Genomic DNA, 20376 nt, shown 5'->3' on the forward strand with positions numbered 1-20376 from the left:
AATGCGCGTTTCACGCATTTTACTAGGACGACGCTTTCTTCAGCGCGCCGCGCAGCGACTGGATGAAGGCCCTGCTGGTTAGCGTCGCGCCCGAAATAATGTCGACACTGGCGCTTTGGGCGTTGATCGCCTCGTCGCGCAGCATCGGCAGCGCCTGCCTGTTGATGTTGATCGAGGTGCGGCGATCGGAGGGATATTTCAGTACTTTCAGCGCCGTAAGCTGCCCGCCCTGTACGAGGGCTTGAATCTGGATGATGCCGTAGTAGGCATCGGCGGGCGGGCCGGTGTAGACGCCGTCGGCATAGCCCTTTGCGGCCAGCTTCATGCCCACCTGCACGACACGTGCTGGCGCATCCCGATATGCCGGCCTCGGCTGCGGAACTGGTATGTAGACGGCGGGAGTTACGGCGAATGCAGGTGCTGACGACGCAGGATCGGAGACAGCCGGAGCCACTGGCTGAGGCGGTGGCGTTGGCGATGGTTGTGGTGCCACCGGAACCACGGTCTGCCTGACTGGATCATTTGGCCATTCAGCGGGCTTTGCTATCCCTGCCATCGTTTCGCGGGCAATCGGGAACCTTGTGCTGAACCGGGGATTGAGGGTTGCCGGCAAGGTCCGAAGCCCCGGCAAAGTCGCAGCGGATGACGACTCTTTTGGCTGCACGGAAGGCGCTTGGGCTGCGTCGGCCGGCAGCGCTTCGCCAAGCATATCGTTTGCCGGATCCTTGCCGGCCTGATCCCAGACATAAGCGCCGGAGGCGGCGATCACGAAAAGTGACAAGGCAATCTGTTTCATCGGAATTGTGTTTCCACGTTCAATCTTGCGGGGCGATGCATCTGGTCCGCTCGGATGCAATATCCCACGACCAAGCTGACAACTGGCTGTCAGCCGAGTTAAAGCTGCCAAGGCCCCGTGAAAGCTCCAAGGAGAAACGGGAAATTGCTTTGTCCCAGATCAAGACTGTCGCCTAGGCCGCAAGGTAGGACGGTCCCCTTAAGGGAGATTGTTGCCTATGACCGTTGCCAACGAGCCGACCGGATATACGGCAACGCAGATTGTATTGCATTGGGCGATCGCGGCGCTGATCGTCCTGCAGCTTTTGCTGGGAGAGGACATTAAGCCAGCTTATCGGGCATTCTCGCGCGGCACCGAACCAGCGGCTGGCGACATCTTCAACGCCAACATTCACGTCTATGTCGGCTTGACCGTCCTGGTGCTGGCGGTCTGGCGCCTTGCCATCCGCTTGCAGCGTGGCGTCCCCGTTGCCCCGGAAGAAGAAAGCGTCGCTTTGAAGCGGATCGCGACGGCAACCCACTTCATGCTTTACGTGTTCATTTTCGGCATGCCGATAACCGGAGCTTTGGTATGGTACTTCCGCCTTGCTGCCATGGGCGACATCCATGAACTGGCCAAGCCAGTTATCATCGTTGTCGTCTCCCTCCATGCGGCGGCCGCTCTATGGCAACATTTTTATGTAAAATCCGGCGTGCTCATCAGGATGCTGCGGCCGGCCGCCCGGCGTGCGCGGTGACATCATGAGCCGCCTGCATGCGGAAAACCATCTCGTATCGCGCATTGGCTGGCTGCGGGCCGCGGTGCTTGGCGCCAATGACGGCATTGTGTCGACGGCCAGCCTGATCGTTGGCGTGGCTGCAGCCAATGCCGCGGCCTCCAATGTTCTGGTGGCCGGTATAGCGGGTTTGGTAGCTGGCGCGATGTCGATGGCGGCCGGCGAGTATGTCTCGGTCAGTTCGCAGTCCGATACCGAACGAGCCGACCTTGCCCGCGAGAAAGGAGAGTTGGCCACGCAGCCAGACTTCGAGCGACTGGAACTTGCGGATATCTATGTCAAGCGGGGCGTGGAGCCAACGCTGGCATTGCAGGTCGCCGACCAGTTGATGGCCAAGGACGCGCTCGGCGCTCATGCTCGCGACGAACTCGGTATTTCGGAGGTGACGACGGCGAGACCGATCCAGGCGGCGCTGGCCTCGGCGGCTGCATTTTCGGTTGGCGCGGCCATGCCATTGGCGATGGTGCTTGTTTCACCTTCAGCCTGGCTTGCAGCAACCGTGTCTGTTGCCTCGCTCCTATTCCTGGCTGTGCTGGGTGCCATCGGCGCGAAAGCCGGCGGCGCCGATGTGATGAGGGCAACCCTTCGCGTCACATTCTGGGGTGCCCTGGCAATGGCGCTGACGGCCGGCATTGGCGCCGTGGTTGGTACCGCCATCTGATCTGGTCCGGCTTCGATCTCGGTAGATGCAACGAGCGCCTTTTCTTGCGCAAGAGAATCCGGCCCTTCAGGTGTCAGCGCTACGAAGTTGCGAAAGCGCAACGAAGGAAGCCAGAGCCGCATTTATGAAGACGCTTCGCAGATCGCGGAGACTTCATCGTGAAACAGCGCAGTTCGATCAACCCCGACATGGTCGTCGACGAAATCATGAGGAAATGGCCGGCAACGGTGGCGGTGATGTTGAGACACAACATGCTCTGCGTCGGCTGTCCGATCGGCACATTCCACACAGTGACTGAGGCGTGCCGGGAACATCAGATCGATGAGGACGACTTTCTCGTCGAACTCGAAGCGACTGTTCGAGGAGAATGGTGACGGTCAACCCTTGTCCCGGTTCTCGGCCAGAACCACAAGACGATGCGCATCCTTGACCGTGACCTTCTGGCGCCCGCTGAGGATTATTCCGTTGTCTTCCCACTTGCTCAGCAGCCGGCTGACCGTGTGCAGCGTCGTACCCGTCATCTCGGCGATGTCCTGCCTCGAGATCGGAAAATCGATTTCGATGCCGCTGTCGGTCTTACGGCCGGTCTGGTTCGCCAGCCGCAAAAGCGCATGCGCAACCCGCTGCTCCACCTGTTCCGTGGACATCTCGACTACCCGCGTCTGGGTCTCCTGCAGCCTGGTTCCAACCGTCTTGTATGTGGTTGCCCCAAACACCGGGAACCGGCGCGCCAGTTCCGCCCATTGAGAATTGGCCCAGGCCAGCACCACGCAATCCACCGCCGCGACAGCGGTGGCGGGGTAGGTCGTCCGGCCCAGCGCTGCGGCGACGCCAAAGATCTCGCCTTCGCTGATGTATCTCGCGATGACCTGCTGTCCGTCCGGCGTGGTGCGGACCACCCGAATGTGCCCGGCGATCAGCACGAAGAAGGAATTGGCCTCGGCTTCCTGCTCGAAGATCGTTGAGTCCTTGGCATAGCGTGACGATCGAGCACTTCTGAGAAGCTCGCTTTGCTCTTCGGGCGTCATCCCTTGAAAGAGGGGCAGCCGCGATATCAGCGATCGGTCCAGCGCAACCAAGCGAATTTCCTCACGGCCTTTCCGCATCAATCGTGCGGCAACCCTTTCTTATCCCGAGTTTGCGCCAGCGCAAATTGTCCACTGCCACATCAGGCTAAATGACATGGAACGGCGCAACGCCGCGAAGACGAAACAAAGGACAAATCGATGAAACTCTCCATCCTCGCTGCCGCAATCTCCCTCCTCGCGCTCGCCGGCGGTGCAAGTGCGGAAGAGCACGTGGTGCAAATGCTCAACAAGGGCGAAAAGGGCGCCATGGTTTTCCAGCCGGCCTTCGTCAAGGCGGCACCTGGCGACACCGTCAAGTTCGTCCCGACCGACAAGACCCACGACGCCGAGTCGATAAAGGGCATGCTTCCGGATGGCGCTGAGCCTTTCAAGGGCAAGCCCAGCGAGGAAATCACCGTTACGCTGACGAAGGAGGGCGTTTACGGCGTCAAATGCGCGCCCCACTACGGCATGGGGATGGTCGCGCTGATCGTTGTCGGCAAGCCGGTCAATCTCGATGCCGCCAAGGCGGTCAAGCATCCTGGCAAGGCAAAAACGGTGTTCGCCGACCTGTTCACCCAGGTTCCGGCCAACTGACCACCATACAGTCTGCCTGCCGTAAGGGGGCGGGGCGCGGGCCGGACGGACCGAGGGCGGCGGTTCATCCGGCCCTTTTCATTTGAGGATTCAGTCATGGCAGTTTCACGCCTGCGGAGCTATTCCGGTCCCGCGGTTCTCTCCTATGGATTCAGGCCCTTCTTCCTCCTCGGGTCGCTGTATGCCGCGCTCTCCATTCTGCTCTGGCTGCCGATGTATGCAGGCGAGCTTGTTGCCCACAGTGTGTTTGTCCCGGTCGACTGGCATATCCACGAGATGCTGTTCGGCTATCTGCCGGCGATCGTTACCGGGTTCCTGCTGACCGCCATCCCGAACTGGACGGGCCGGCTGCCCGTGCGGGGACCGCCGTTGCTGGCGCTGGTTGTCCTGTGGCTTGCCGGCCGCGCCGCTGTCTTCTTCTCGGCGGATATCGGCTGGCCAGCCGCCGCCGTGATCGATGGCGCTTTTCTGCTCGCGGTCGCTGCGGCGGCGGCACGCGAAATCGTCGCGGGACGGAACTGGCGCAATCTCAAGGTGCTGCTGCCGCTTGCCGTCCTGGCTGGCGCTAATGGCGCGTTCCACATCGAGGCGCACCTTCAAGGCACATCCGACATCAGCCGCAGGCTCGGTATGGCTGCGACGATCATGCTCATCTCGCTGATCGGTGGGCGCATCATTCCGAGCTTCACGCGCAACTGGCTCGTCCGCGAAAATCCTGGCAGGCTGCCTGCGCCGTTTGACCGTTTTGACGTCGTCTCGATAGCCATCTCAGTGATCGCTCTCGGAGCATGGACGTTCGCCCCCGATAACAATGCCTCAGGAATGCTTATGGCTGTCGCCGCGATCTGCCAGGCGTGGCGTCTGTCGCGCTGGGCTGGCGAGCGCACATTGCGCGATCCGCTCGTGCTCGTACTCCATCTTGCATATGCCTTTGTGCCGGTCGGTCTCACCCTTGTCTCGGCGTCGGTCTTCTTCCCCGATGCCGTACCAGCGGCGGCGGGATTTCACGCGCTCGGAACGGGTGCGGTCGGCGCGATGACGCTTGCCGTGATGACCCGCGCAACGCTCGGGCACACCGGGCGAGAGCTCAAGGCTGGAAGAGGCGCCTCGTTCATCTTCGTAGCCGTCCTTCTCGCGGGATCATTGAGAATCCTGGCCGCCTTCGTCCCCTCTGGGCTGGTGATCGACATTGCCGGTGCCGCCTGGGTGGCGGCATTTTCCGGCTTCATTCTGGTCTACGGCAACGCATTGATGACGCCAAAGGCGCGGTGAGCCGGCGGGGAGAGCCGGCGACCGTCGAAATGCGAATGCAGCAGCCGCTTCAGATTTGTCAGGCAATGCCGAGGTAACCGATGACGCGGTTCACCCACCCCCGATGGTCCCGGACCAGCCTGAATCCCAGATTGTCCGGAGGCGTGCCAACGGCACAGCCGCCGCTCTTTCCGTCGCTAACGAAGTTCGACATATAGGCTCTGTGAAGTCCTTCAAGGACGTGGACGCCGCAATTGTCGACCGAACTTGCAACACCGCTCCCATCGGGAGCCAACGTGGTGCGGATATAGCAAGTCGAGGTCCACTCCCAGACGTTGCCGGAAAAGTCGGCGAGGCCCAGGGAATTCATACCAAAAGAGCCGCGGCTCCTGGGCAACGGGTCCGGTTTGCGATTGAGGTCCACCTCGGCCCTATAGCTGGTGAGCCAACGCCTGGCGGGGTTGCTGGCGTCGTTTTCGACGCCCTCGAATTCGCCGGCGAACCGCTCCGCCGCGGCAAACGCCCATTCTTCGTCGGATGGCAGCCGCCATTTGTCGCCGGTCACGTCCGAATACCACCGGGCGTAGGCATTGGCATCGAGATAGCTCACACCGGTCACGGGCGCGCTGACTGGGATCGTGCGCATTTCCTGTGGCGGTGGGCAGCTGCCAGCCGCGGCACAGGCCGCATAGTCGGCCGCGCTAACTTGATAGGTCATGATTTCAAGAGGGGTGTTGAACTGTCGCTTGAGGCGGGGATTGGCTTGCGGGCGTCCATCCTTGAGGAACTCGCCCGGCGTCGGATAGGTGATCGAACCGGAAAGCAAGACAACCGTCATAGCGGTGGGGTGGGGTTGTCGATCCCCGAAGACCGCCGGTATCGAGAGCCCTACCGGAATAGCAGCGGCGGCCAGGGTGACTGAGGCAACCTTCAAGATGTAAGGAGACATGGCTTTTGTCCATACCCGGACAGCGACGCTGTCCGGGGTAAATTGGAGTGCCGTCAGTTGGTGGCGATGGGTTTCGGCGCCTCGACCTGCGTCATCAAATCATCATTCCACTCGCCCTCGACCATGAAGTGAGCGGTCGCCCCGAGTTCCACGGCCTCGATCAGATTGTGATTAACGTAGGCGTAGACGCCGGGCTGCAGGAACGTATAGAGCGCGGATCCGGCGGAGCCGCCACGAATGAACCAGGTTTCCAGATCCTTGGCCGGCGGGTTGGCGAATTTGCCCTGTTCCCAGACATAGTCGCCGTGACCGCCGATCAGATGCGGCCGCGTATCGCGGTTGGCCTGCGAATGCACGATCAGCACGGTCTCGCCGACCTTCGCCTTCATGGCGTTGTCGCCGGTCAGCGAACCGACCTTGCCGTTGAACACGACATGCGTCGGGATCAGCCCGCGCATGACCTTGACGATGTCGTCGTAACCGTCGCCCGCCGACTCGTAGCTCTTGTAATTGCCCTTCTCGTCGCGCGGAATGTAGAAGTCGCTTTCGCCGATGTAGAAAATCTTGTCGTATTTGACCGGCTTGCCCTTGTCGTTCCTGAGGCCGTCGCGCGGCAGCACCATGATGGCGCCGTTCATGCCGGAGACGACATGCCACGGGATCATCGGTCCGCCGGGGGCACAGTGATAGACGAACGTTCCCGTTCGGGTGGCCTTGAAGCGCAGCGTCACCTGTTCGCCGGGATTGATCAAGGTGAGGGCGCCGCCGCCGAGCGCACCGGTCGCGGCATGGAAGTCGATGTTGTGGGCAAGGGAGTTGGTATCAGGATTGATGAGCGTCAGTTCGACATAATCGTCCTGGTGCACGACCATCAGCGGGCCCGGGATCGAGCCGTTGTAAGTCATTGCATTGAGCTGCGTCCCGTCGGCGTCGATGACCATCGGTTTTTCCTCGATCGTCATGGTGAATTCGACGATCTTCGGTCCGCCCTTGGCCACCTGGTCGTGCGGATGCACAAAAGGCGGTGCCAAGAGCTTGATCTTTTCGCGGGGAAGCCCTCGAATGTCGGCCTTCGTCACCGTTGCCGAAAATGCGGGCAGTGCGGCCACGGCGGCGGCACCAATCACCGCTCCGAAAAGGGTTTCGCGTCGCGTGATCATATCAATCTCCTATCTCTACCGTTGCGGATGAGCAGAAGGTAACTGACCTGACGCAGCGTTTCTTTGCGCTGGCGCAAATTGCTGAGTGTTAATCGGAGCAACAACAGCCCTCGGACTGCGGCAATCTTGTGCGCCAAGTTTGAGATGCCGCAGTTTGGTGTCGAGGTTTTCTGCAAGCGTCCGCAGCCATTGGCTCCCTGAAGAACAGCGGCCGCCATTGCCTTTACAGAAGATCAGAATTCGCTCGGTGGCCAAGCCCAGCAGAAAAAGGCCGCGGCCATCGCATTTCCGTCAGGACGGGCGTCGTCGTTGCCGACAGCGTGCTCGGCAAGTATGAAGTGCTGCTCTACGCCGAAGGAACTCGCCATCGGCGTCACTGTGAAGGAGGTGCGAAAAGAGAACAGAACCCATCAGGGGCTCTGCTTTGCGTCCCCGCTTTTCCGCAGCTACGAAACCATCATCACCGAGAACGTATCTGTACGAAGGACGAGGCTGTCCTTGACGTGTACGACCCCCGCAACGTTCTCCGCCGCAACGATCGCAGCTGTCCGTTGACGCTCGTCAACAATCGCCCCCGTCAGTTCGACGACGCCATCGATGACCCTAACTTCAATCAAGTCACCACCACTCCACGATTGTCCTTGCAGTTCGGTAAGTATCGCCTTGCGGATCAGGTCGTCATCGGGTGAAGTTGTACCCTGTTTCGGCAGTGCGCGGATCAGGACAGGCAGCAAATCAGTTCGCGTGATGATGCCGACGACCCTTTCCCGATCGACAATCGGGACATTGTTGATGCGATGCTGCATCATCAAGGTCACAATCTGTGCAATCGAGGCGCTTGGAGCCGCCGAAATGACGGCTGTGTTCATCACCTCATGGACGATCCGTCCGTTCGAGCGCACATAGTCATCGGCGATTGTGCCCGGGCCAAGATCAAACTCCAGCCAGCGTGGACGCACACGCTGAGTCCCAAGTTCTTGTCGGCGCAAGAAATCGCTTTTGCTTACAATGCCAACCAAGGCACCGTCGCGGTCTGTTACCGGGAGGCAGCTGACTTTGTTTGAAAGCATGAGTTCGGCCGCTTCGGCGATCGTCGCGTTCGCATCCGTCGTGATGACTGGCTTCGTCATAATGGCTTCGGCTTGCATCCTCACCCTCCTGATTTTTCGTCGGACGACGATGGGACATCCCGACCCGCGGCGCTTTGATCTGAGTCACTTGGAACGAGTGGCATTCTCCGCGCCTTCGTCGCTGTCGATGAGAATGCGCTCCGCCGCGCCATCGAGATCCTCGTACTGGCCGCTTCTCAACGCCCAAAGGAAGCCGGAGAGGCCGAGTGCGCCAAGGAATAGCGCTACGGGGATGAGGTAGACGAGCGTCGTCATGAGGATTGGGCCAATTCGTTGATTTCGGATCGTTTGGAGGGCCGAACCTCTTTCGCCAGCGAACCTGGCATGGAACTCCGCAAACGCATTGCATTGCCAATGACAAGCAGCGATGACGCCGACATGGCAATCGCCGCTATCAATGGCGTGACTTGCCCGAGAATGGCGATCGGCACAGCGACAGCATTGTAGACGATGGCGATGGCGATGTTCTGGCGGATCAGGTTTCCCGCATTGCGCGAGACGTTCATCGCCAGAGGAACGGCAAGAAGGCTTTCGCGCAGGAACACGAAGTCGGCTGCGTTGCGGCCAATGTCGGCGGCCGTGGCGGGTGCGATCGAGACATGCGCGGCGCTCAGCGCCGGCGTGTCGTTGAGCCCGTCGCCAACCATTAGAACCTTGTGCCCGTCTCTCGACAGGCTCTCAATGCGTTCAACCTTGCCGGATGGCAGCAGGCAGGGAACGAAGTCATCGACACTCAACACGTCCGCAACCTCGGCGCAGGCTTTCGCGGTATCGCCCGACAGCATTTCCACCCGCATACCAGCGTTGTGCAGCTGGTCGATGGCTACCTTGGTATCGACGCGCAGCGCATCCTCGAAAACAAAGGACGCGACAATCATCCCGTTTTTCGTCAGGACTGTTCCGCCGTAGCCATGCTTGCCTTCGCGGCCAGTTCGAGCCTTCCAGCCAGCCCATCCGCGTCTGCCCAGCCGCCAGATGCTACCGGCGGCGGTGGCTTCGATCCCGAAACCCGGGTGCTCGGTCACAGCATCGAATTTGTGCTGGCTGCTGCTGACGGCAAAGCCGGAAATGGCCTTTGAGTATGGATGACGCGAATGCGCGGCCAGGTCGGCAGCGATTGCCAGCATGGCGGCATCGATCGACGACGCATTGACGAGCCGTGGCTGTCCTAGCGTGAGCGTCCCGGTCTTGTCGAACACCGCCATGTCGACTGCCGCCAGGCGCTCCATGGCCGACCCATCCTTGACCATGATGCCGTGCTCGAACAGGCGCCGTGCGGCGACCACCTGGACGATTGGAACGGCGAGGCCAAGCGCGCAGGGGCACGTGATGATGAGAACAGCGATGGCGATCGTCATCGCCCGGTGCCAGTCGCCGGTCGCCACCATCCAGCCAAGGAATGTCACGAAGGCGGTGAGATGAACCACAGGAGCATAAAGCGCTGAAACGCGGTCGGCGATCCGGCGGTAATGTGCGCGACCGCCCTCGGCGGCCTCCATCAGCCGAACCATCTCCGCCAAGAACGAATCCTTCGCGGCGGCAGTCGCCTCTATCGTCAGCGAGCCGGTAAGGTTGAGGACACCGGCCTGCACGGTATCTTCTGGCGCCACGCTTCTGGGCGTGCTCTCGCCGGAGACCAGGGAGCAGTCGACGTCCGATGTTCCACGCGCAATCTTGCCGTCGACGGGGATTCTTTCGCCGGCTGCAATGAGCAGCTGCATCTCTGGTTCGATCTCGCCAACCGGCAAATAGTCCCGTGCGCCGTCGCCGCGCAGCACCATGGCGCCACGCGCGGCCAACTGTGACAGACTCTTCACCGCGGTCCGAGCGCGTTCGCGCATCACGTGATCGAGCGTGCGCCCGATCAGGAGGAAGAACAGCAGCGATACCGACGCGTCGAAATAGGCGTGGTCGCCATGGGTGATCGTCTCATAGAGGCTCATGGCGTAGGCCAGCGAGACGCCGACTGCGATCGGCACGTCCATGTTCATGCGGCCGTGGCGCAGCGCATTCCACGCCGACCTGAAGAAGATACCGCCGGCGAAGGCGAGGGCGGGAATGGCGATCAGTGCCGAGACCCAGTGGAACAGGTCGCGCGTCGCGCCGTCGGCGCCGGACCAGACCGATACCGAGAGCAGCATGATGTTGCCCGCCGCAAAGCCGGCAACGGCGACGGCGCGTATGAGCTCGGATAGCGTCTTGTCCTTCGCATCGGTGTCGGCTTCGAACAGATGTGCCTGGTAGCCCAGGCGCCCGAGCACCGCGACCAATGGTGGAACCTCGCCGCCGCGCCACTGGACCGAGACCCGCTTCGTTGACAGGTTGACGCGCGCGGCCTCAACGCGGTCGAGCTTTCCCAAAGCCGTCTCGATCGTCTGGATGCAGGCGCCGCAGTGAACCATCGGTACCGAAAGGTCGGTCTGGTGAAGATCATCGCCAAGCGATCGGCTCGCCAGCCTGACCTCCTGGCTTGACGGCAGGATTGAAGCGGGGCCGACCAGATCCAGCGCCATTTCAGCGCCCGGCGCACAACAGCTCATTGCAGCGCTCCATGGGAAATCATGACCCTGTGGACTTCGCGGTAGGGCTCTGCCAGACCCGCGTCCGCGTCGACTTCGACGATCCAGACACCGTCCTTCGGCATGTGCTGCGCAGCAAACTCCTCGCCCGAGGCGAGGGCGAGCGTGACGGCCTTATCCTCATTCTCGTAGGCGGGATGGCGAAACAGCACCTTTACGCCATGCAAGAGAACCGGCTTGCCGGCGGCGTCGGTGAGGCTATAGCGGACTTCGCCCCAGGCGATGGTCAGCTTGCCGGTCCAGCCGAGGGCTGCCTGCGCGCGCCCTTCCTCGGCCTTCTTGTTGAACTGCTGGCTCGCCACATAGGTGTTTTCGACGACAAGGCCGGTCCAGCTTGTGTTGGCGAGCGTCGCCATTGTCAAATTGACCGCGATCACCACCCCGAAGAAGGCAAGGATGATGGCCAACATGTGCCTGCCGGTGAATTCGCGGGATTTGTGAGCGTTGGCGGTCATCTGGCGATCTCCGGCGCGTTGAAGGTTGCGGTGTATTCGTCCGCCTCGAAGCTCGCCTTGTCCTCGACACGGAACGTGAAGGTTTGCGCTGTGCCGTGGATTTGATCGGCGGGCTGGCGCACGAAGACCTTCAGCATTTTCAGGCGGTCGGGTTCGACCGGAATGGCGAAAGAGCGGCCTGCCTGAACGTCGTCGCCGACCACGCTCATTTCAGCCCCTTGCAAGCCTTGCATCGTGACGATGATCGTCCTTGGCTCGGGGATCATGTTGAGCAGCTTGACGGTATAGCCGTTGCGGATCGAACCGTCGGACAGCGTCACGAACTGCGGATTGCGGTCATGCAGCACGTTCACTTCGAGCCGGTCGCGCGTCAGCAGCGAATAGAGCAGGCCCAGGCCGATCAGCGACCACATACCCATGTAGACATAGGTGCGCGGCCGAAAGATCTTGCGGATATGGAAATGCGCCACCTTGTCGGAGAACAGGCCATCAGCCGCCCTGACCAGCGACGGATTGACCGAACTCGCACCGCCTGCGGTCGCCAGCATCATGTTGGCGTTGTAGTCGGAGAGCGTGGCGTAGGAAATCAACCCGCGCTCCTTGCCGAGCTTGTCCATGACGCCGTCACAGGCGTCGATGCAAAGCGCGCAGGTGATGCATTCGAGCTGCTGGCCATCGCGAATGTCGATCCCCATCGGACAGACAGCGACACAGGCATTGCAGTCGACGCAGTCGCCGACGGGCTGCCCTGCGGCAAGAACCTTCTTGGCGTGACGTGAGCGCGGTTCGCCCCGCCAGTCATTGTAGGTGACGGTGAGCGAACTTTCGTCGAGCATGGCTGCCTGGATGCGCGGCCATGGGCACATATAGGTGCAGACCTGCTCGCGCATCAGCCCGCCGAACGTATAGGTCGTCGCCGTCAGCACGGCGACGGTAATGTAGGCGACAGGTGCCGCAGCGCCGGTGAAGAGCTCGCCGACCAGCGTCGGCGCATCGGCGAAATAGAAGATCCAGGCGCCGCCGGTCAGCGCACCTATGACCAGCCAGATGGCGTGTTTCGACACCCGCAGCACCAGCTTGCGGGCGGTCCAGGGCCCGGCATCGAGCTTGATACGAGCATTGCGATCGCCTTCGATGGCCCGCTCCACGACCAGGAACAGATCGACCCATACGGTCTGCGGGCATGTATAGCCGCACCAGGCACGGCCGACAGTCGACGTGATGAGGAAAAGACCGACGCCGGCCATCACCAGAAGTCCGGCCACATAGTAGAATTCCTGCGGCCATATCTCGATGAAGAAGAAATAGAAGCGCCGGTTTGTGAGATCGAGCAGTACCGCCTGGTCCGGAGCAAACGGGCCCCGATCCCATCGCAACCACGGCGTCAAATAGTAGATGCTGAGCGTGATCGCCATCACCAGCCATTTGAACCGGCGAAAGCTTCCCGAGGCCCGCTTTGGGAAGATCTTCTTGCGCGCGGCATACATTGGCTGGCGCACTTTGGCGGAGTTGACCGCCTCGGCTTCGAGCCGTTCTACCTGCGTATTGTCCAGCACTGGTTTCTCCGTCGTGCAGCTTGTGATTTCGCCGGGCAAGTGACCTTGCTGGATGCAGGGAGGTGCGCGAAATACAGCGTCGAACGGATTGTGCCGCCGACTGGATTTCACCGCGTTGATGCAGGTCAATCGCCTGGACCACGGAAACAAATCGAGGCCCGGCAGAGCCGGGCCTCGTCGCTTGGGCGGTGAAGGGCAGGGAATAGGCCCCCGTTCCTATTCCCCACCGCCTAGCGAATGGACGTAGACCGCCAGTTCCTTGACCTTGGTTTCGCCAAGGCGGCCGACCCATGCCGGCATCACGCCCTGTTTCGGCGCACGGACCTGGGCGGCGATTGCTGTTTCGCCTGACCCATAGAGCCAGATCGCATCGGTCAGATCGGGGGCGCCGAGCTCCTTGTTGCCCTTTGCATTGTCGCCGTGGCAAGCCACGCAATTTTCGGCAAAGACCATGGTTCCGGGTTCGACCAATGCTTGATCGCTGACCGTGCCCGACAGACTGGCGACGTAGGCGCTGACCTGTTTGATCTGGTCGGCGGTGATGATGTCGCCAAAGGCGGGCATTTCCGACAGGCGCGTATCCGGATCGGACGCGAAGCGGATGCCATGCGTGATCGTCTGCTGAATCTGCTCGGCCTTGCCGCCCCACAGCCAGTCGTCGTCATTGAGGTTGGGAAAGCCCTTGGAGCCCTGGGCGCCGGAGCCATGACATTGTACGCAATTGACCTTGAAAGCGGCGCCACCGGCAGCGACCGCGAATTCGCGCAACGCATCGTCGGCGGCAATCTCCGAGACGTTTTTCGATTCTACCGCAGTGACATATTTGCCCTTCGCAACTTCGGCCGCCGCAAGCTCGTTCCCGACATCGTTGCGGCTCGAATAGCCGAGCACACCCTTGGTTGCCGAGTGCAGGAGAGGCCATGCCGGATAGGCAATGGTGTAGCCGATCGCCCAGACTATGGTGATGTAGAACGTCCATACCCACCAGCGCGGTAGTGGGTTGTTGAGCTCCCTGATGCCGTCCCACTCATGGCCGGTGGTCGAAACACCAGAGATTTCATCGATGTGCTCGTCGCTCATGATCACTCGTCCTCAAGGGGAATCCGGGCAGCTTCGTCGGCGAGCTTGCGGCTGCCAGGGCGAAGCGCAAAGGCGATAGCGCCAACGAAGAAAAGCGCCATCGCGACCAAACCCCAGCTGTCGGCAAACTCTCGCATCAGATTGTAATCCATTGATAAAACTCCTCAGCGGTAGCCGGCGGCTTCGTCGTAATTCTTGAAATCGACCAGCGTCCCGAGCATCTGCAGGTAGGCGACGAGGGCATCCATCTCGGTCACCTGTTGCGGGTTGCCGTCGAAGTCACCGACCTTGGCTTTCGGGTAGCGGGCCTCGAGGCCGGATGTGTCGGCGTTAGGATCGGCCTGCGCCATTAAATCCGCATTGGCGTGCGCGATCATGTCATCGCTATAGGGAACGCCGACCCGCCGGTTGGCGACCAGATGCGTCGAGAAGTCCTTCACGTCGATCGGCGCGTCTTTCAGGAACGCGTAGCTTGGCATGATCGATTCCGGCACAACCGAACGAGGATCCGTGAGGTGCTCGACGTGCCATACATTCGAGTAGCGGTCGCCAACGCGGGCAAGGTCCGGTCCGGTGCGCTTCGATCCCCATTGGAACGGATGATCGTACATCGACTCGGCCGCCAGGCTGTAGTGACCATAGCGCTCGACTTCGTCGCGGAACGGCCGGATCATCTGGCTGTGGCAGAGGTAGCAACCCTCGCGCACATAGATGTTGCGCCCGACAAGCTCGAGCGGCGAGTAGGGGCGCATGCCTTCGACCTTCTCGATCGTGTTGTCGAGATAGAAAAGCGGTGCGATCTCGACGATGCCGCCTACGGTCACCACAAGAAGGGAGCCGACGAGAAGAAGCGTGGCGTTCTTCTCGATGAGTGCGTGTCTGTCCATCAAGCCCATTTTCTGGCTCCTTATTCGGCAGGCTGAAGGGCAGGAACGGAGCCAGGCATCGGCTCCTCCTCGCGCTGGTATCCGAGAATGGTCATGCCGATATTCCAGGCCATGATCAGGGTGCCGGTGAGGTACATGGCTCCGCCGATGGCGCGCATGACATAGTAGGGGTGCATGGCGGCGACGGTTTCGGCGAAGGAGTAGACCAGGAAGCCCTGCTCGTCGTATTCGCGCCACATCAGGCCCTGCATGATGCCCGACACCCACATGACAGCGGCGTAGACAACGATGCCGAGCGTCGCCAGCCAGAAGTGCCAGGTGACGAGCCTGAGCGAATAGAGCCGTTCACGATTCCACAGCTTCGGCACCATGAAGTAGATTGCGCCGAACGAGATCATGCCGACCCAGCCGAGCGCGCCGGAATGGACGTGGCCGATGGTCCAGTCGGTATAGTGCGACAGGGAGTTGACCGTCTTGATCGACATCATCGGGCCTTCGAAGGTGGACATGCCGTAGAAGGCGATGGCCATCACCATCATGCGGATGATCGGATCGGTGCGGAGCTTGTCCCAGGCGCCCGACAGCGTCATCAGGCCGTTGATCATGCCGCCCCAGGACGGCATCCAGAGCATGATTGAGAACACCATGCCGAGCGTCTGCGCCCAGTCGGGCAGGGCGGTGTAGTGCAGGTGATGGGGCCCGGCCCAGATGTAGAGAAAGATGATCGCCCAGAAATGGACGATCGACAGGCGGTAGGAATAGACCGGCCGGTTTGCCTGCTTGGGTACGAAATAATACATCATGCCGAGGAAGCCGGCGGTCAGGAAGAAGCCGACGGCATTGTGGCCGTACCACCATTGCGTCAGGGCGTCCTGGACGCCGGAAAAGGCAGAGTAACTTTTGGAGCCGAGGAAGGAAGCCGGCATCGACAGGTTGTTGATCACATGCAGCATCGCGATGGTCACGATGAAGGAGAGGTAGAACCAGTTCGCGACGTAGATATGCGGTTCCTTGCGCTTCAGGATCGTGCCGAGGAACAAGACGAGATAGGCGACCCAGACGATCGTCAGCCAGATGTCCACATACCATTCGGGTTCCGCATATTCGCGGCTCTCGGTGATGCCGAGCAGGTAGCCGGTAGCGGCCATGACGATGAAGAGCTGGTAGCCCCAGAACACGAACCAGGCGAGATCGCCGCCGAACAGCCGGGCGCGGCAGGTTCTTTGCACGACGTATAATGACGTGCAAAGCAGCGCGTTGCCGCCGAAGGCGAAGACGACACCCGACGTATGCAGCGGCCGCAAACGGCCGAAATTGAACCAGGGCTGGATGTTGAGATCGGGGTAGGCGAGCTGCAGCGCGATGACGACGCCGACAAGCATGCCAACCACACCCCAGAACATGGTGGCGATGGCGCCGTAGCGGATTGGACCATCCATGTAAGCGGACGGATCGATCGAAGCGGGCACTTCGAAATTCGAGTTGCGGATGAGGATGGCGACAAAACCGAGCAGCACAAAAAACAGCACCCACATATGCTGCCGGAAAGGCTCGTCGACACCGAAGCCGGCGGCCACCAGGGCTGCAAATGTGAACAGGCCCAAAGCGAAGATTTGCGTGCCGAACTTCATGAGATGTCCCCGACTTCGGATTTCGATGGGCGGACGCCAATCCGCATGACACCAATTCAGCAGTCGCGTTGCCGCCGCCTTGATCCATGTCAAAGCCATTAGCGTTTGGATTGGGCAGCCTCAAACCGCAAACGATCAGGAGACTGTTATTGAACAGGGAGAGGGAGCCGGCATCGTCGCTGTTCGAAACAAGCCGCGCCAGTTCGATACTGTCAGGTCGATCTGACAGAGAAACGGTCCCGGCGGTGGTGATGAAGCGTGCGCATCTGGAAAAGCTGCAGCTGTGCGATGCCCTGGAAAGGATCGCCGACATCCTGCCCAAGGTCGATTGCCTGGCATGCCTGGCTGCAGCAAACGCGATAGTTCCGCTGTTGCGCAGCATTCATCAATACGAAGAGACGGTGATCTTTCCGGCCTACGAGGCTGCTTTAAGCGGCGGCGATGCTTCAACCCGACGATTGCGTGCCGAACACGTCGAGGACGAGTGCTTTGCCGGCGAGGTGACTGAAATCCTGCTGGCGATTGGCCATGGCGAGCCAGTCGAGAATGCCGAGGCCGTCGGCTTCATGCTGCGCGGCTTCTTCGAAAGCATGCGCCGGCATATCGCCTTTGAACGCGAGCACGTCTTGCCGATGATCGGCGTCGTCGATTGAGTCTAGACGCCAGAGCGTCGCTGCAGCCGGGCCAAGCTGTCGACTGTCACTTCCCTGTTATTCTCGACCCGGATCACGCCATCTGATCGCAGCCTGGTCAGCTGGCGGCTCACCGTCTCGATGGTCAGACCAAGGAAATCGGCGATATCGGCGCGGGTCAGCGGCAGATCGAAACGTGTCGACTGGGCGGCCGCGTCAAGCGTGGGATCGATGTTTTTGGCGATCATCAGGAGAAAGCTCGCCACCTTTTCCGAAGCGCTCTTCCGCCCCAGTGTCACCATCCAGTCGCGGGCTTCGTCGAGTTCGTTCAGCGCCTGCTTGAGCAGACGATGCTCAAGCTCCGGTGATTCCTTCATCATCCGTTCGATGGCCGCCTTTGGAAACGAGCACACGGAAACGGCGGTTGCGGCTTCGGCGTTGATCGCGCTTTCCACCTTGAAGGGCCTGCCCAGGAAATCGGGGGCGAACTGCAGGCCAACAATCTGCTGGCGCCCGTCAGAAAGGCTCTTAGTCAGCTTGATGACGCCAGAAAGCACGTTCGAATAGCTGTCGACGGTCTCGGCGTCGCCAATCAGTTCAACCCCTGGTTCAACATTATGCTTAGATGAGCTCTTGGCCAACTCCACCAATTGATCGGGATCGAGCGCGCCGCAAACGCCGCGGTGCCGTGCTTCGCACGATTGGCAAAGCACGGGAATGCCGGCGCTGTGAACATCCTGACGCACTGTCACCACGATCGCCCGAGAAATCCGAAAGTTCCACCAGGATATAGCATCGGTCCGAGAAAAAGCCTTGCGGCAGTTTGTCCGCGGCAAGACGGCATTGACCGAAATCAAGGCTTCCGGTGTCCAATGTAATCATTGTCGCGCCATGCAAAGTGGAGCGGATAGAGACATGCGGCCGGAATTGCTTGCCAGACTTGCTGAGAACGTGCCGCGCTATACGAGCTACCCGACCGCGCCGCATTTCCACCCCGGCGTCGGTGCCCTTGTCTATCGAAGCTGGCTGGACGCGCTTGAGAACGGCGATGAGATTTCACTCTATCTGCATATTCCCTACTGCGACAGGCTCTGCTGGTTCTGTGCCTGCCACACCAAGCAGACACGTCACTATGAACCCGTGACGGCCTATCTCCGCTCGTTGCATGCCGAGATCGCCACCATTGCCCGTATTGTCGGCGGCAAGGCCGGCGTGCGCGCCGTCCACTTCGGTGGCGGCTCTCCGACGATGCTGAAGCCCGAGGACATGGTGATGCTGGGTAAAGCATTGCGTGCGAACTTCGATTTCCTTCCGGACGCCAAGATCAGCGTCGAAATCGATCCCAATGATATGGATGATGGCCGGCTCGATGCGCTTGCCGAGATCGGCATGACCCGGGCGAGCCTCGGCGTCCAGGATTTTGACCCGAAGGTGCAAAAGGCAATTAACCGCGAGCAGAGCTTTTTGCAGACCAAAGCGGTGGTCGACGGCGTTCGTTCGCGCGGCGTCGAATCGGTCAATCTGGACCTGCTCTACGGCTTGCCACACCAAACCAGGGAGAGCGTCTCCTCCACCGTCGCGCAGGCGTTGACCCTGGAACCGGATCGGCTGGCATTGTTTGGCTACGCGCATGTGCCCTGGTTCAAGAAGCATCAGACGATGATCGACGAGGCATGGTTGCCGGGTCCGGCGGAGCGGTTTGCTCAATCACAGCTGGCCGCTTGTCTTATGCTGAACGCGGGATATGAAGCCGTCGGCTTCGACCATTTCGCCAAGCCCAACGATGCGTTGGCCGTAGCGGCCCGAACCGGCTGCCTGCGCCGCAATTTCCAAGGCTACACGGAGGATCGCTGCGAAACATTGATCGGCCTTGGCCCATCATCCATCAGTCAATTTCGCCAAGGCTATGCGCAGAACATGCCGTCGACCGCGGAGTATGGACGCATTGTCTCGGACGGTGGACTGGCGGCCGTCCGCGGTATCGCGCTTTCCGACGACGACGGCGTTCGCGGTTGGATCATCGAGAGGCTGATGTGTGATTTTGCCTTCTCGGCGATCGAACTGGTGGAGCGCTTTGGCGAAGCTGGCCAAAGGCTTCTGCTCAAGGCAAGTTCCACCGCCCTGCGTGACGCCGAGGGTTTGCTTGAACTTGATGGTGACCGCTTCGTCGTGCCGGCGGAAAGTCGCCCCTTTGTCAGAAGCGTCGCGGCGAAATTCGACAAATATCTCGAACCCGGCAAAGCCAGGCATTCGGTAGCGGTGTGAACATTGGCCCGGTCAGAAGTGTTCGCCAGCCTTGAACGGGCCGATGCGGGTGCCTGCCGCGATCAGATAGGCGGTCGACCAGCCGATGAGCAGGAACCCGTTCACACCCTCGAGCGCCGCCAGGACACGCCACGCGTGAGCGGGCACGATGTCGCCATAGCCAACAGTCGAAAAGGTAATGGTCGAAAAATAGAGTGCGGTCTCGAAGTCAACGAAGATATCAAGCAACCTATATAGCCCTGCCCAGAGCCAGACCTCCGCGGTGATGACGGCAAAGAGCCCCATGACCACGCTGATCATAGCGACGATACGGCTGCGGCGTCCATGCATACGAAACCGCGCGACCAAGTATCTCATGGCATGCGTGACGGCGATCAGGCCAAACGTGTGGATCAAGACCGTTAGACCTATGACGACGGTGCCGATGAGCAGATTGAGGATCATCGTCGGAAGGTAAACATCGATCCGGCGCCTTCCTTGCTCGAAGTCAAAACCGGCAAGTTTCGCCTATACGGCGCAGATCGTCGACCGGGTCAGGAACCGCTTCTCCCGTCCATTGTCGAGGGAGAACATACCGCCGCGACCAGGCACCACGTCGATGATAAGATCGGTATGCTTCCAGGCCTCGAATTGCGATGCCCCGATGTAGAACGGTGCGTCGCCGATGTGGCCAAGCAGCACGTCCCGGTCGCCGACGATGAAGTCAGCACGCGGATAGCACATGGGCGAAGAGCCGTCGCAGCATCCGCCGGACTGATGGAACAGCACCGGGCCATGATCGGCAACAATCTCCGCGATCAGTTCAAGGGCTGCCGGTGTCGCGGTGACTTTCGCATGCATGGTCTTTTCCGATTTCAAAATTATGGCTCGGCCCTGCCAGGGCCGAGCCATTGAGCCAAAGAGGC

Annotated in this window: 23 protein-coding genes; 7 read left to right on the forward strand and 16 right to left on the reverse strand. The window is 60.7% G+C overall.

All coding sequences use genetic code 11. From position 1 onward, the window contains the following. Positions 1-22: 22 nt before the first annotated feature. A complete protein-coding gene (locus EOA16_RS33140) occupies positions 23-325 on the reverse strand; it encodes an FMN-binding protein (RefSeq protein ID WP_245455937.1) in 303 nt (100 codons plus the stop codon). Positions 326-1013: 688 nt separating this feature from the next. Here EOA16_RS33140 and EOA16_RS15130 point away from each other — a divergent pair. The 3 genes from EOA16_RS15130 to EOA16_RS15140 all read left to right on the forward strand — a co-directional run bounded on the left by EOA16_RS15130 (position 1014) and on the right by EOA16_RS15140 (position 2606). Beyond that, positions 1014-1532 (forward strand): cytochrome b/b6 domain-containing protein, encoded by a 519-nt coding sequence (locus tag EOA16_RS15130; RefSeq protein WP_127259123.1) that lies wholly within the window; start codon positions 1014-1016, stop codon positions 1530-1532. A gap of 4 nt (positions 1533-1536) precedes the next feature. Continuing rightward, positions 1537-2232 (forward strand): VIT family protein, encoded by a 696-nt coding sequence (locus EOA16_RS15135; protein ID WP_127259125.1) that lies wholly within the window; start codon positions 1537-1539, stop codon positions 2230-2232. A gap of 158 nt (positions 2233-2390) precedes the next feature. Next, complete coding sequence (locus tag EOA16_RS15140) at positions 2391-2606, forward strand: DUF1858 domain-containing protein (protein ID WP_127259127.1); 216 nt, start codon at positions 2391-2393, stop codon at positions 2604-2606. 3 nt (positions 2607-2609) lie between these two features. Here EOA16_RS15140 and EOA16_RS15145 read toward each other — a convergent pair whose 3' ends face one another. Continuing rightward, complete coding sequence (locus EOA16_RS15145; protein ID WP_127259129.1) at positions 2610-3311, reverse strand: Crp/Fnr family transcriptional regulator; 702 nt, start codon at positions 3309-3311, stop codon at positions 2610-2612. A gap of 147 nt (positions 3312-3458) precedes the next feature. Here EOA16_RS15145 and EOA16_RS15150 point away from each other — a divergent pair, with 147 nt between their 5' ends. Beyond that, entirely contained in the window at positions 3459-3896 is a 438-nt protein-coding gene (locus EOA16_RS15150) for a pseudoazurin (RefSeq protein WP_127259130.1), read from the forward strand. Between the two features lie 96 nt (positions 3897-3992). After that, positions 3993-5168, forward strand: a complete 1176-nt coding sequence (locus EOA16_RS15155; protein ID WP_127259132.1) for an NnrS family protein — start codon at positions 3993-3995, stop codon at positions 5166-5168. Between the two features lie 58 nt (positions 5169-5226). Here the strand turns inward: EOA16_RS15155 and EOA16_RS15160 are convergent, their stop codons facing one another. The 11 genes from EOA16_RS15160 to ccoN all read right to left on the reverse strand — a co-directional run bounded on the left by EOA16_RS15160 (position 5227) and on the right by ccoN (position 16574). Further along, positions 5227-6096 (reverse strand): SUMF1/EgtB/PvdO family nonheme iron enzyme, encoded by an 870-nt coding sequence (locus EOA16_RS15160; protein WP_127259133.1) that lies wholly within the window; start codon positions 6094-6096, stop codon positions 5227-5229. A 53-nt stretch (positions 6097-6149) separates the two neighbouring features. Further along, positions 6150-7256, reverse strand: a complete 1107-nt coding sequence (gene nirK, locus EOA16_RS15165) for a copper-containing nitrite reductase (RefSeq protein WP_127259135.1) — start codon at positions 7254-7256, stop codon at positions 6150-6152. A gap of 446 nt (positions 7257-7702) precedes the next feature. After that, positions 7703-8404, reverse strand: coding sequence for a CBS domain-containing protein (locus EOA16_RS15170; protein ID WP_127259137.1), 702 nt, complete (start codon positions 8402-8404; stop codon positions 7703-7705). A gap of 66 nt (positions 8405-8470) precedes the next feature. Further along, entirely contained in the window at positions 8471-8641 is a 171-nt protein-coding gene (ccoS, locus tag EOA16_RS15175) for a cbb3-type cytochrome oxidase assembly protein CcoS (RefSeq protein ID WP_023783777.1), read from the reverse strand. Next, a complete protein-coding gene (locus EOA16_RS15180; RefSeq protein ID WP_127259139.1) occupies positions 8638-10926 on the reverse strand; it encodes a cation-translocating P-type ATPase in 2289 nt (762 codons plus the stop codon). The genes ccoS and EOA16_RS15180 overlap by 4 nt, the downstream gene beginning before the upstream one ends. Further along, positions 10923-11420 (reverse strand): FixH family protein, encoded by a 498-nt coding sequence (locus EOA16_RS15185; RefSeq protein ID WP_127259140.1) that lies wholly within the window; start codon positions 11418-11420, stop codon positions 10923-10925. The genes EOA16_RS15180 and EOA16_RS15185 overlap by 4 nt, the downstream gene beginning before the upstream one ends. After that, positions 11417-12976: a cytochrome c oxidase accessory protein CcoG gene (gene ccoG / locus EOA16_RS15190; protein ID WP_127259142.1), complete on the reverse strand. Its 1560-nt coding sequence runs from the start codon at positions 12974-12976 to the stop codon at positions 11417-11419. Before ccoG ends, EOA16_RS15185 begins: the two co-directional genes overlap by 4 nt. Before the next feature lie 216 nt (positions 12977-13192). Further along, positions 13193-14056, reverse strand: coding sequence for a cytochrome-c oxidase, cbb3-type subunit III (gene ccoP, locus EOA16_RS15195; protein WP_127259144.1), 864 nt, complete (start codon positions 14054-14056; stop codon positions 13193-13195). A gap of 2 nt (positions 14057-14058) precedes the next feature. Further along, positions 14059-14208 (reverse strand): CcoQ/FixQ family Cbb3-type cytochrome c oxidase assembly chaperone, encoded by a 150-nt coding sequence (locus tag EOA16_RS15200; protein WP_023759205.1) that lies wholly within the window; start codon positions 14206-14208, stop codon positions 14059-14061. A gap of 12 nt (positions 14209-14220) precedes the next feature. Further along, the gene (gene ccoO / locus EOA16_RS15205; protein WP_127259145.1) at positions 14221-14952 is read right to left on the reverse strand and encodes a cytochrome-c oxidase, cbb3-type subunit II; all 732 of its coding nucleotides are present in this window, start codon (positions 14950-14952) and stop codon (positions 14221-14223) included. An 11-nt stretch (positions 14953-14963) separates the two neighbouring features. Further along, the gene (gene ccoN, locus EOA16_RS15210) at positions 14964-16574 is read right to left on the reverse strand and encodes a cytochrome-c oxidase, cbb3-type subunit I (protein WP_127259147.1); all 1611 of its coding nucleotides are present in this window, start codon (positions 16572-16574) and stop codon (positions 14964-14966) included. A gap of 251 nt (positions 16575-16825) precedes the next feature. On the opposite strand from ccoN, the gene EOA16_RS15215 reads away from it, so the two are divergent. Continuing rightward, on the forward strand, positions 16826-17227 hold the full coding sequence (locus EOA16_RS15215) for a hemerythrin domain-containing protein (RefSeq protein ID WP_127259148.1): 402 nt from the start codon (positions 16826-16828) through the stop codon (positions 17225-17227). 2 nt (positions 17228-17229) lie between these two features. On the opposite strand, the gene EOA16_RS15220 is transcribed toward EOA16_RS15215, so the two are convergent. Next, entirely contained in the window at positions 17230-17958 is a 729-nt protein-coding gene (locus EOA16_RS15220; protein WP_127259203.1) for a Crp/Fnr family transcriptional regulator, read from the reverse strand. Between the two features lie 163 nt (positions 17959-18121). Here EOA16_RS15220 and hemN point away from each other — a divergent pair, with 163 nt between their 5' ends. Then, positions 18122-19471, forward strand: a complete 1350-nt coding sequence (gene hemN / locus EOA16_RS15225; RefSeq protein WP_127259150.1) for an oxygen-independent coproporphyrinogen III oxidase — start codon at positions 18122-18124, stop codon at positions 19469-19471. Between the two features lie 12 nt (positions 19472-19483). Here hemN and EOA16_RS15230 read toward each other — a convergent pair whose 3' ends face one another. Together EOA16_RS15230 and EOA16_RS15235 are read right to left on the reverse strand one after the other, a co-directional pair. Beyond that, positions 19484-19915, reverse strand: a complete 432-nt coding sequence (locus tag EOA16_RS15230) for a potassium channel family protein (RefSeq protein WP_127259151.1) — start codon at positions 19913-19915, stop codon at positions 19484-19486. A gap of 63 nt (positions 19916-19978) precedes the next feature. Continuing rightward, the gene (locus tag EOA16_RS15235) at positions 19979-20311 is read right to left on the reverse strand and encodes a DUF779 domain-containing protein (protein ID WP_127259153.1); all 333 of its coding nucleotides are present in this window, start codon (positions 20309-20311) and stop codon (positions 19979-19981) included. Positions 20312-20376: the final 65 nt, after the last annotated feature.

It is taken from the genome of Mesorhizobium sp. M7A.F.Ca.US.008.03.1.1, assembly GCF_003997495.1.
Classification (GTDB): Bacteria; Pseudomonadota; Alphaproteobacteria; order Rhizobiales; family Rhizobiaceae; genus Mesorhizobium.

Excerpts from the sequence above, each read along its gene's own strand:
- EOA16_RS33140 (WP_245455937.1), bottom strand. The coding sequence starts at position 325 with ATGAAGCTGGCCGCAAAGGGCTATGCCGACGGCGTCTACACCGGCCCG.
- EOA16_RS15130 (WP_127259123.1), top strand. The coding sequence starts at position 1,014 with ATGACCGTTGCCAACGAGCCGACCGGATATACGGCAACGCAGATTGTA.
- EOA16_RS15135 (WP_127259125.1), top strand. The coding sequence starts at position 1,537 with ATGAGCCGCCTGCATGCGGAAAACCATCTCGTATCGCGCATTGGCTGG.
- EOA16_RS15150 (WP_127259130.1), top strand. The coding sequence starts at position 3,459 with ATGAAACTCTCCATCCTCGCTGCCGCAATCTCCCTCCTCGCGCTCGCC.
- EOA16_RS15155 (WP_127259132.1), top strand. The coding sequence starts at position 3,993 with ATGGCAGTTTCACGCCTGCGGAGCTATTCCGGTCCCGCGGTTCTCTCC.
- EOA16_RS15160 (WP_127259133.1), bottom strand. The coding sequence starts at position 6,096 with ATGTCTCCTTACATCTTGAAGGTTGCCTCAGTCACCCTGGCCGCCGCT.
- nirK (WP_127259135.1), bottom strand. The coding sequence starts at position 7,256 with ATGATCACGCGACGCGAAACCCTTTTCGGAGCGGTGATTGGTGCCGCC.
- EOA16_RS15170 (WP_127259137.1), bottom strand. The coding sequence starts at position 8,404 with ATGCAAGCCGAAGCCATTATGACGAAGCCAGTCATCACGACGGATGCG.
- ccoS (WP_023783777.1), bottom strand. The coding sequence starts at position 8,641 with ATGACGACGCTCGTCTACCTCATCCCCGTAGCGCTATTCCTTGGCGCA.
- EOA16_RS15180 (WP_127259139.1), bottom strand. The coding sequence starts at position 10,926 with ATGAGCTGTTGTGCGCCGGGCGCTGAAATGGCGCTGGATCTGGTCGGC.
- EOA16_RS15185 (WP_127259140.1), bottom strand. The coding sequence starts at position 11,420 with ATGACCGCCAACGCTCACAAATCCCGCGAATTCACCGGCAGGCACATG.
- ccoP (WP_127259144.1), bottom strand. The coding sequence starts at position 14,056 with ATGAGCGACGAGCACATCGATGAAATCTCTGGTGTTTCGACCACCGGC.
- EOA16_RS15200 (WP_023759205.1), bottom strand. The coding sequence starts at position 14,208 with ATGGATTACAATCTGATGCGAGAGTTTGCCGACAGCTGGGGTTTGGTC.
- ccoO (WP_127259145.1), bottom strand. The coding sequence starts at position 14,952 with ATGGGCTTGATGGACAGACACGCACTCATCGAGAAGAACGCCACGCTT.
- ccoN (WP_127259147.1), bottom strand. The coding sequence starts at position 16,574 with ATGAAGTTCGGCACGCAAATCTTCGCTTTGGGCCTGTTCACATTTGCA.
- EOA16_RS15215 (WP_127259148.1), top strand. The coding sequence starts at position 16,826 with ATGAAGCGTGCGCATCTGGAAAAGCTGCAGCTGTGCGATGCCCTGGAA.
- hemN (WP_127259150.1), top strand. The coding sequence starts at position 18,122 with ATGCGGCCGGAATTGCTTGCCAGACTTGCTGAGAACGTGCCGCGCTAT.
- EOA16_RS15230 (WP_127259151.1), bottom strand. The coding sequence starts at position 19,915 with ATGATCCTCAATCTGCTCATCGGCACCGTCGTCATAGGTCTAACGGTC.
- EOA16_RS15235 (WP_127259153.1), bottom strand. The coding sequence starts at position 20,311 with ATGCATGCGAAAGTCACCGCGACACCGGCAGCCCTTGAACTGATCGCG.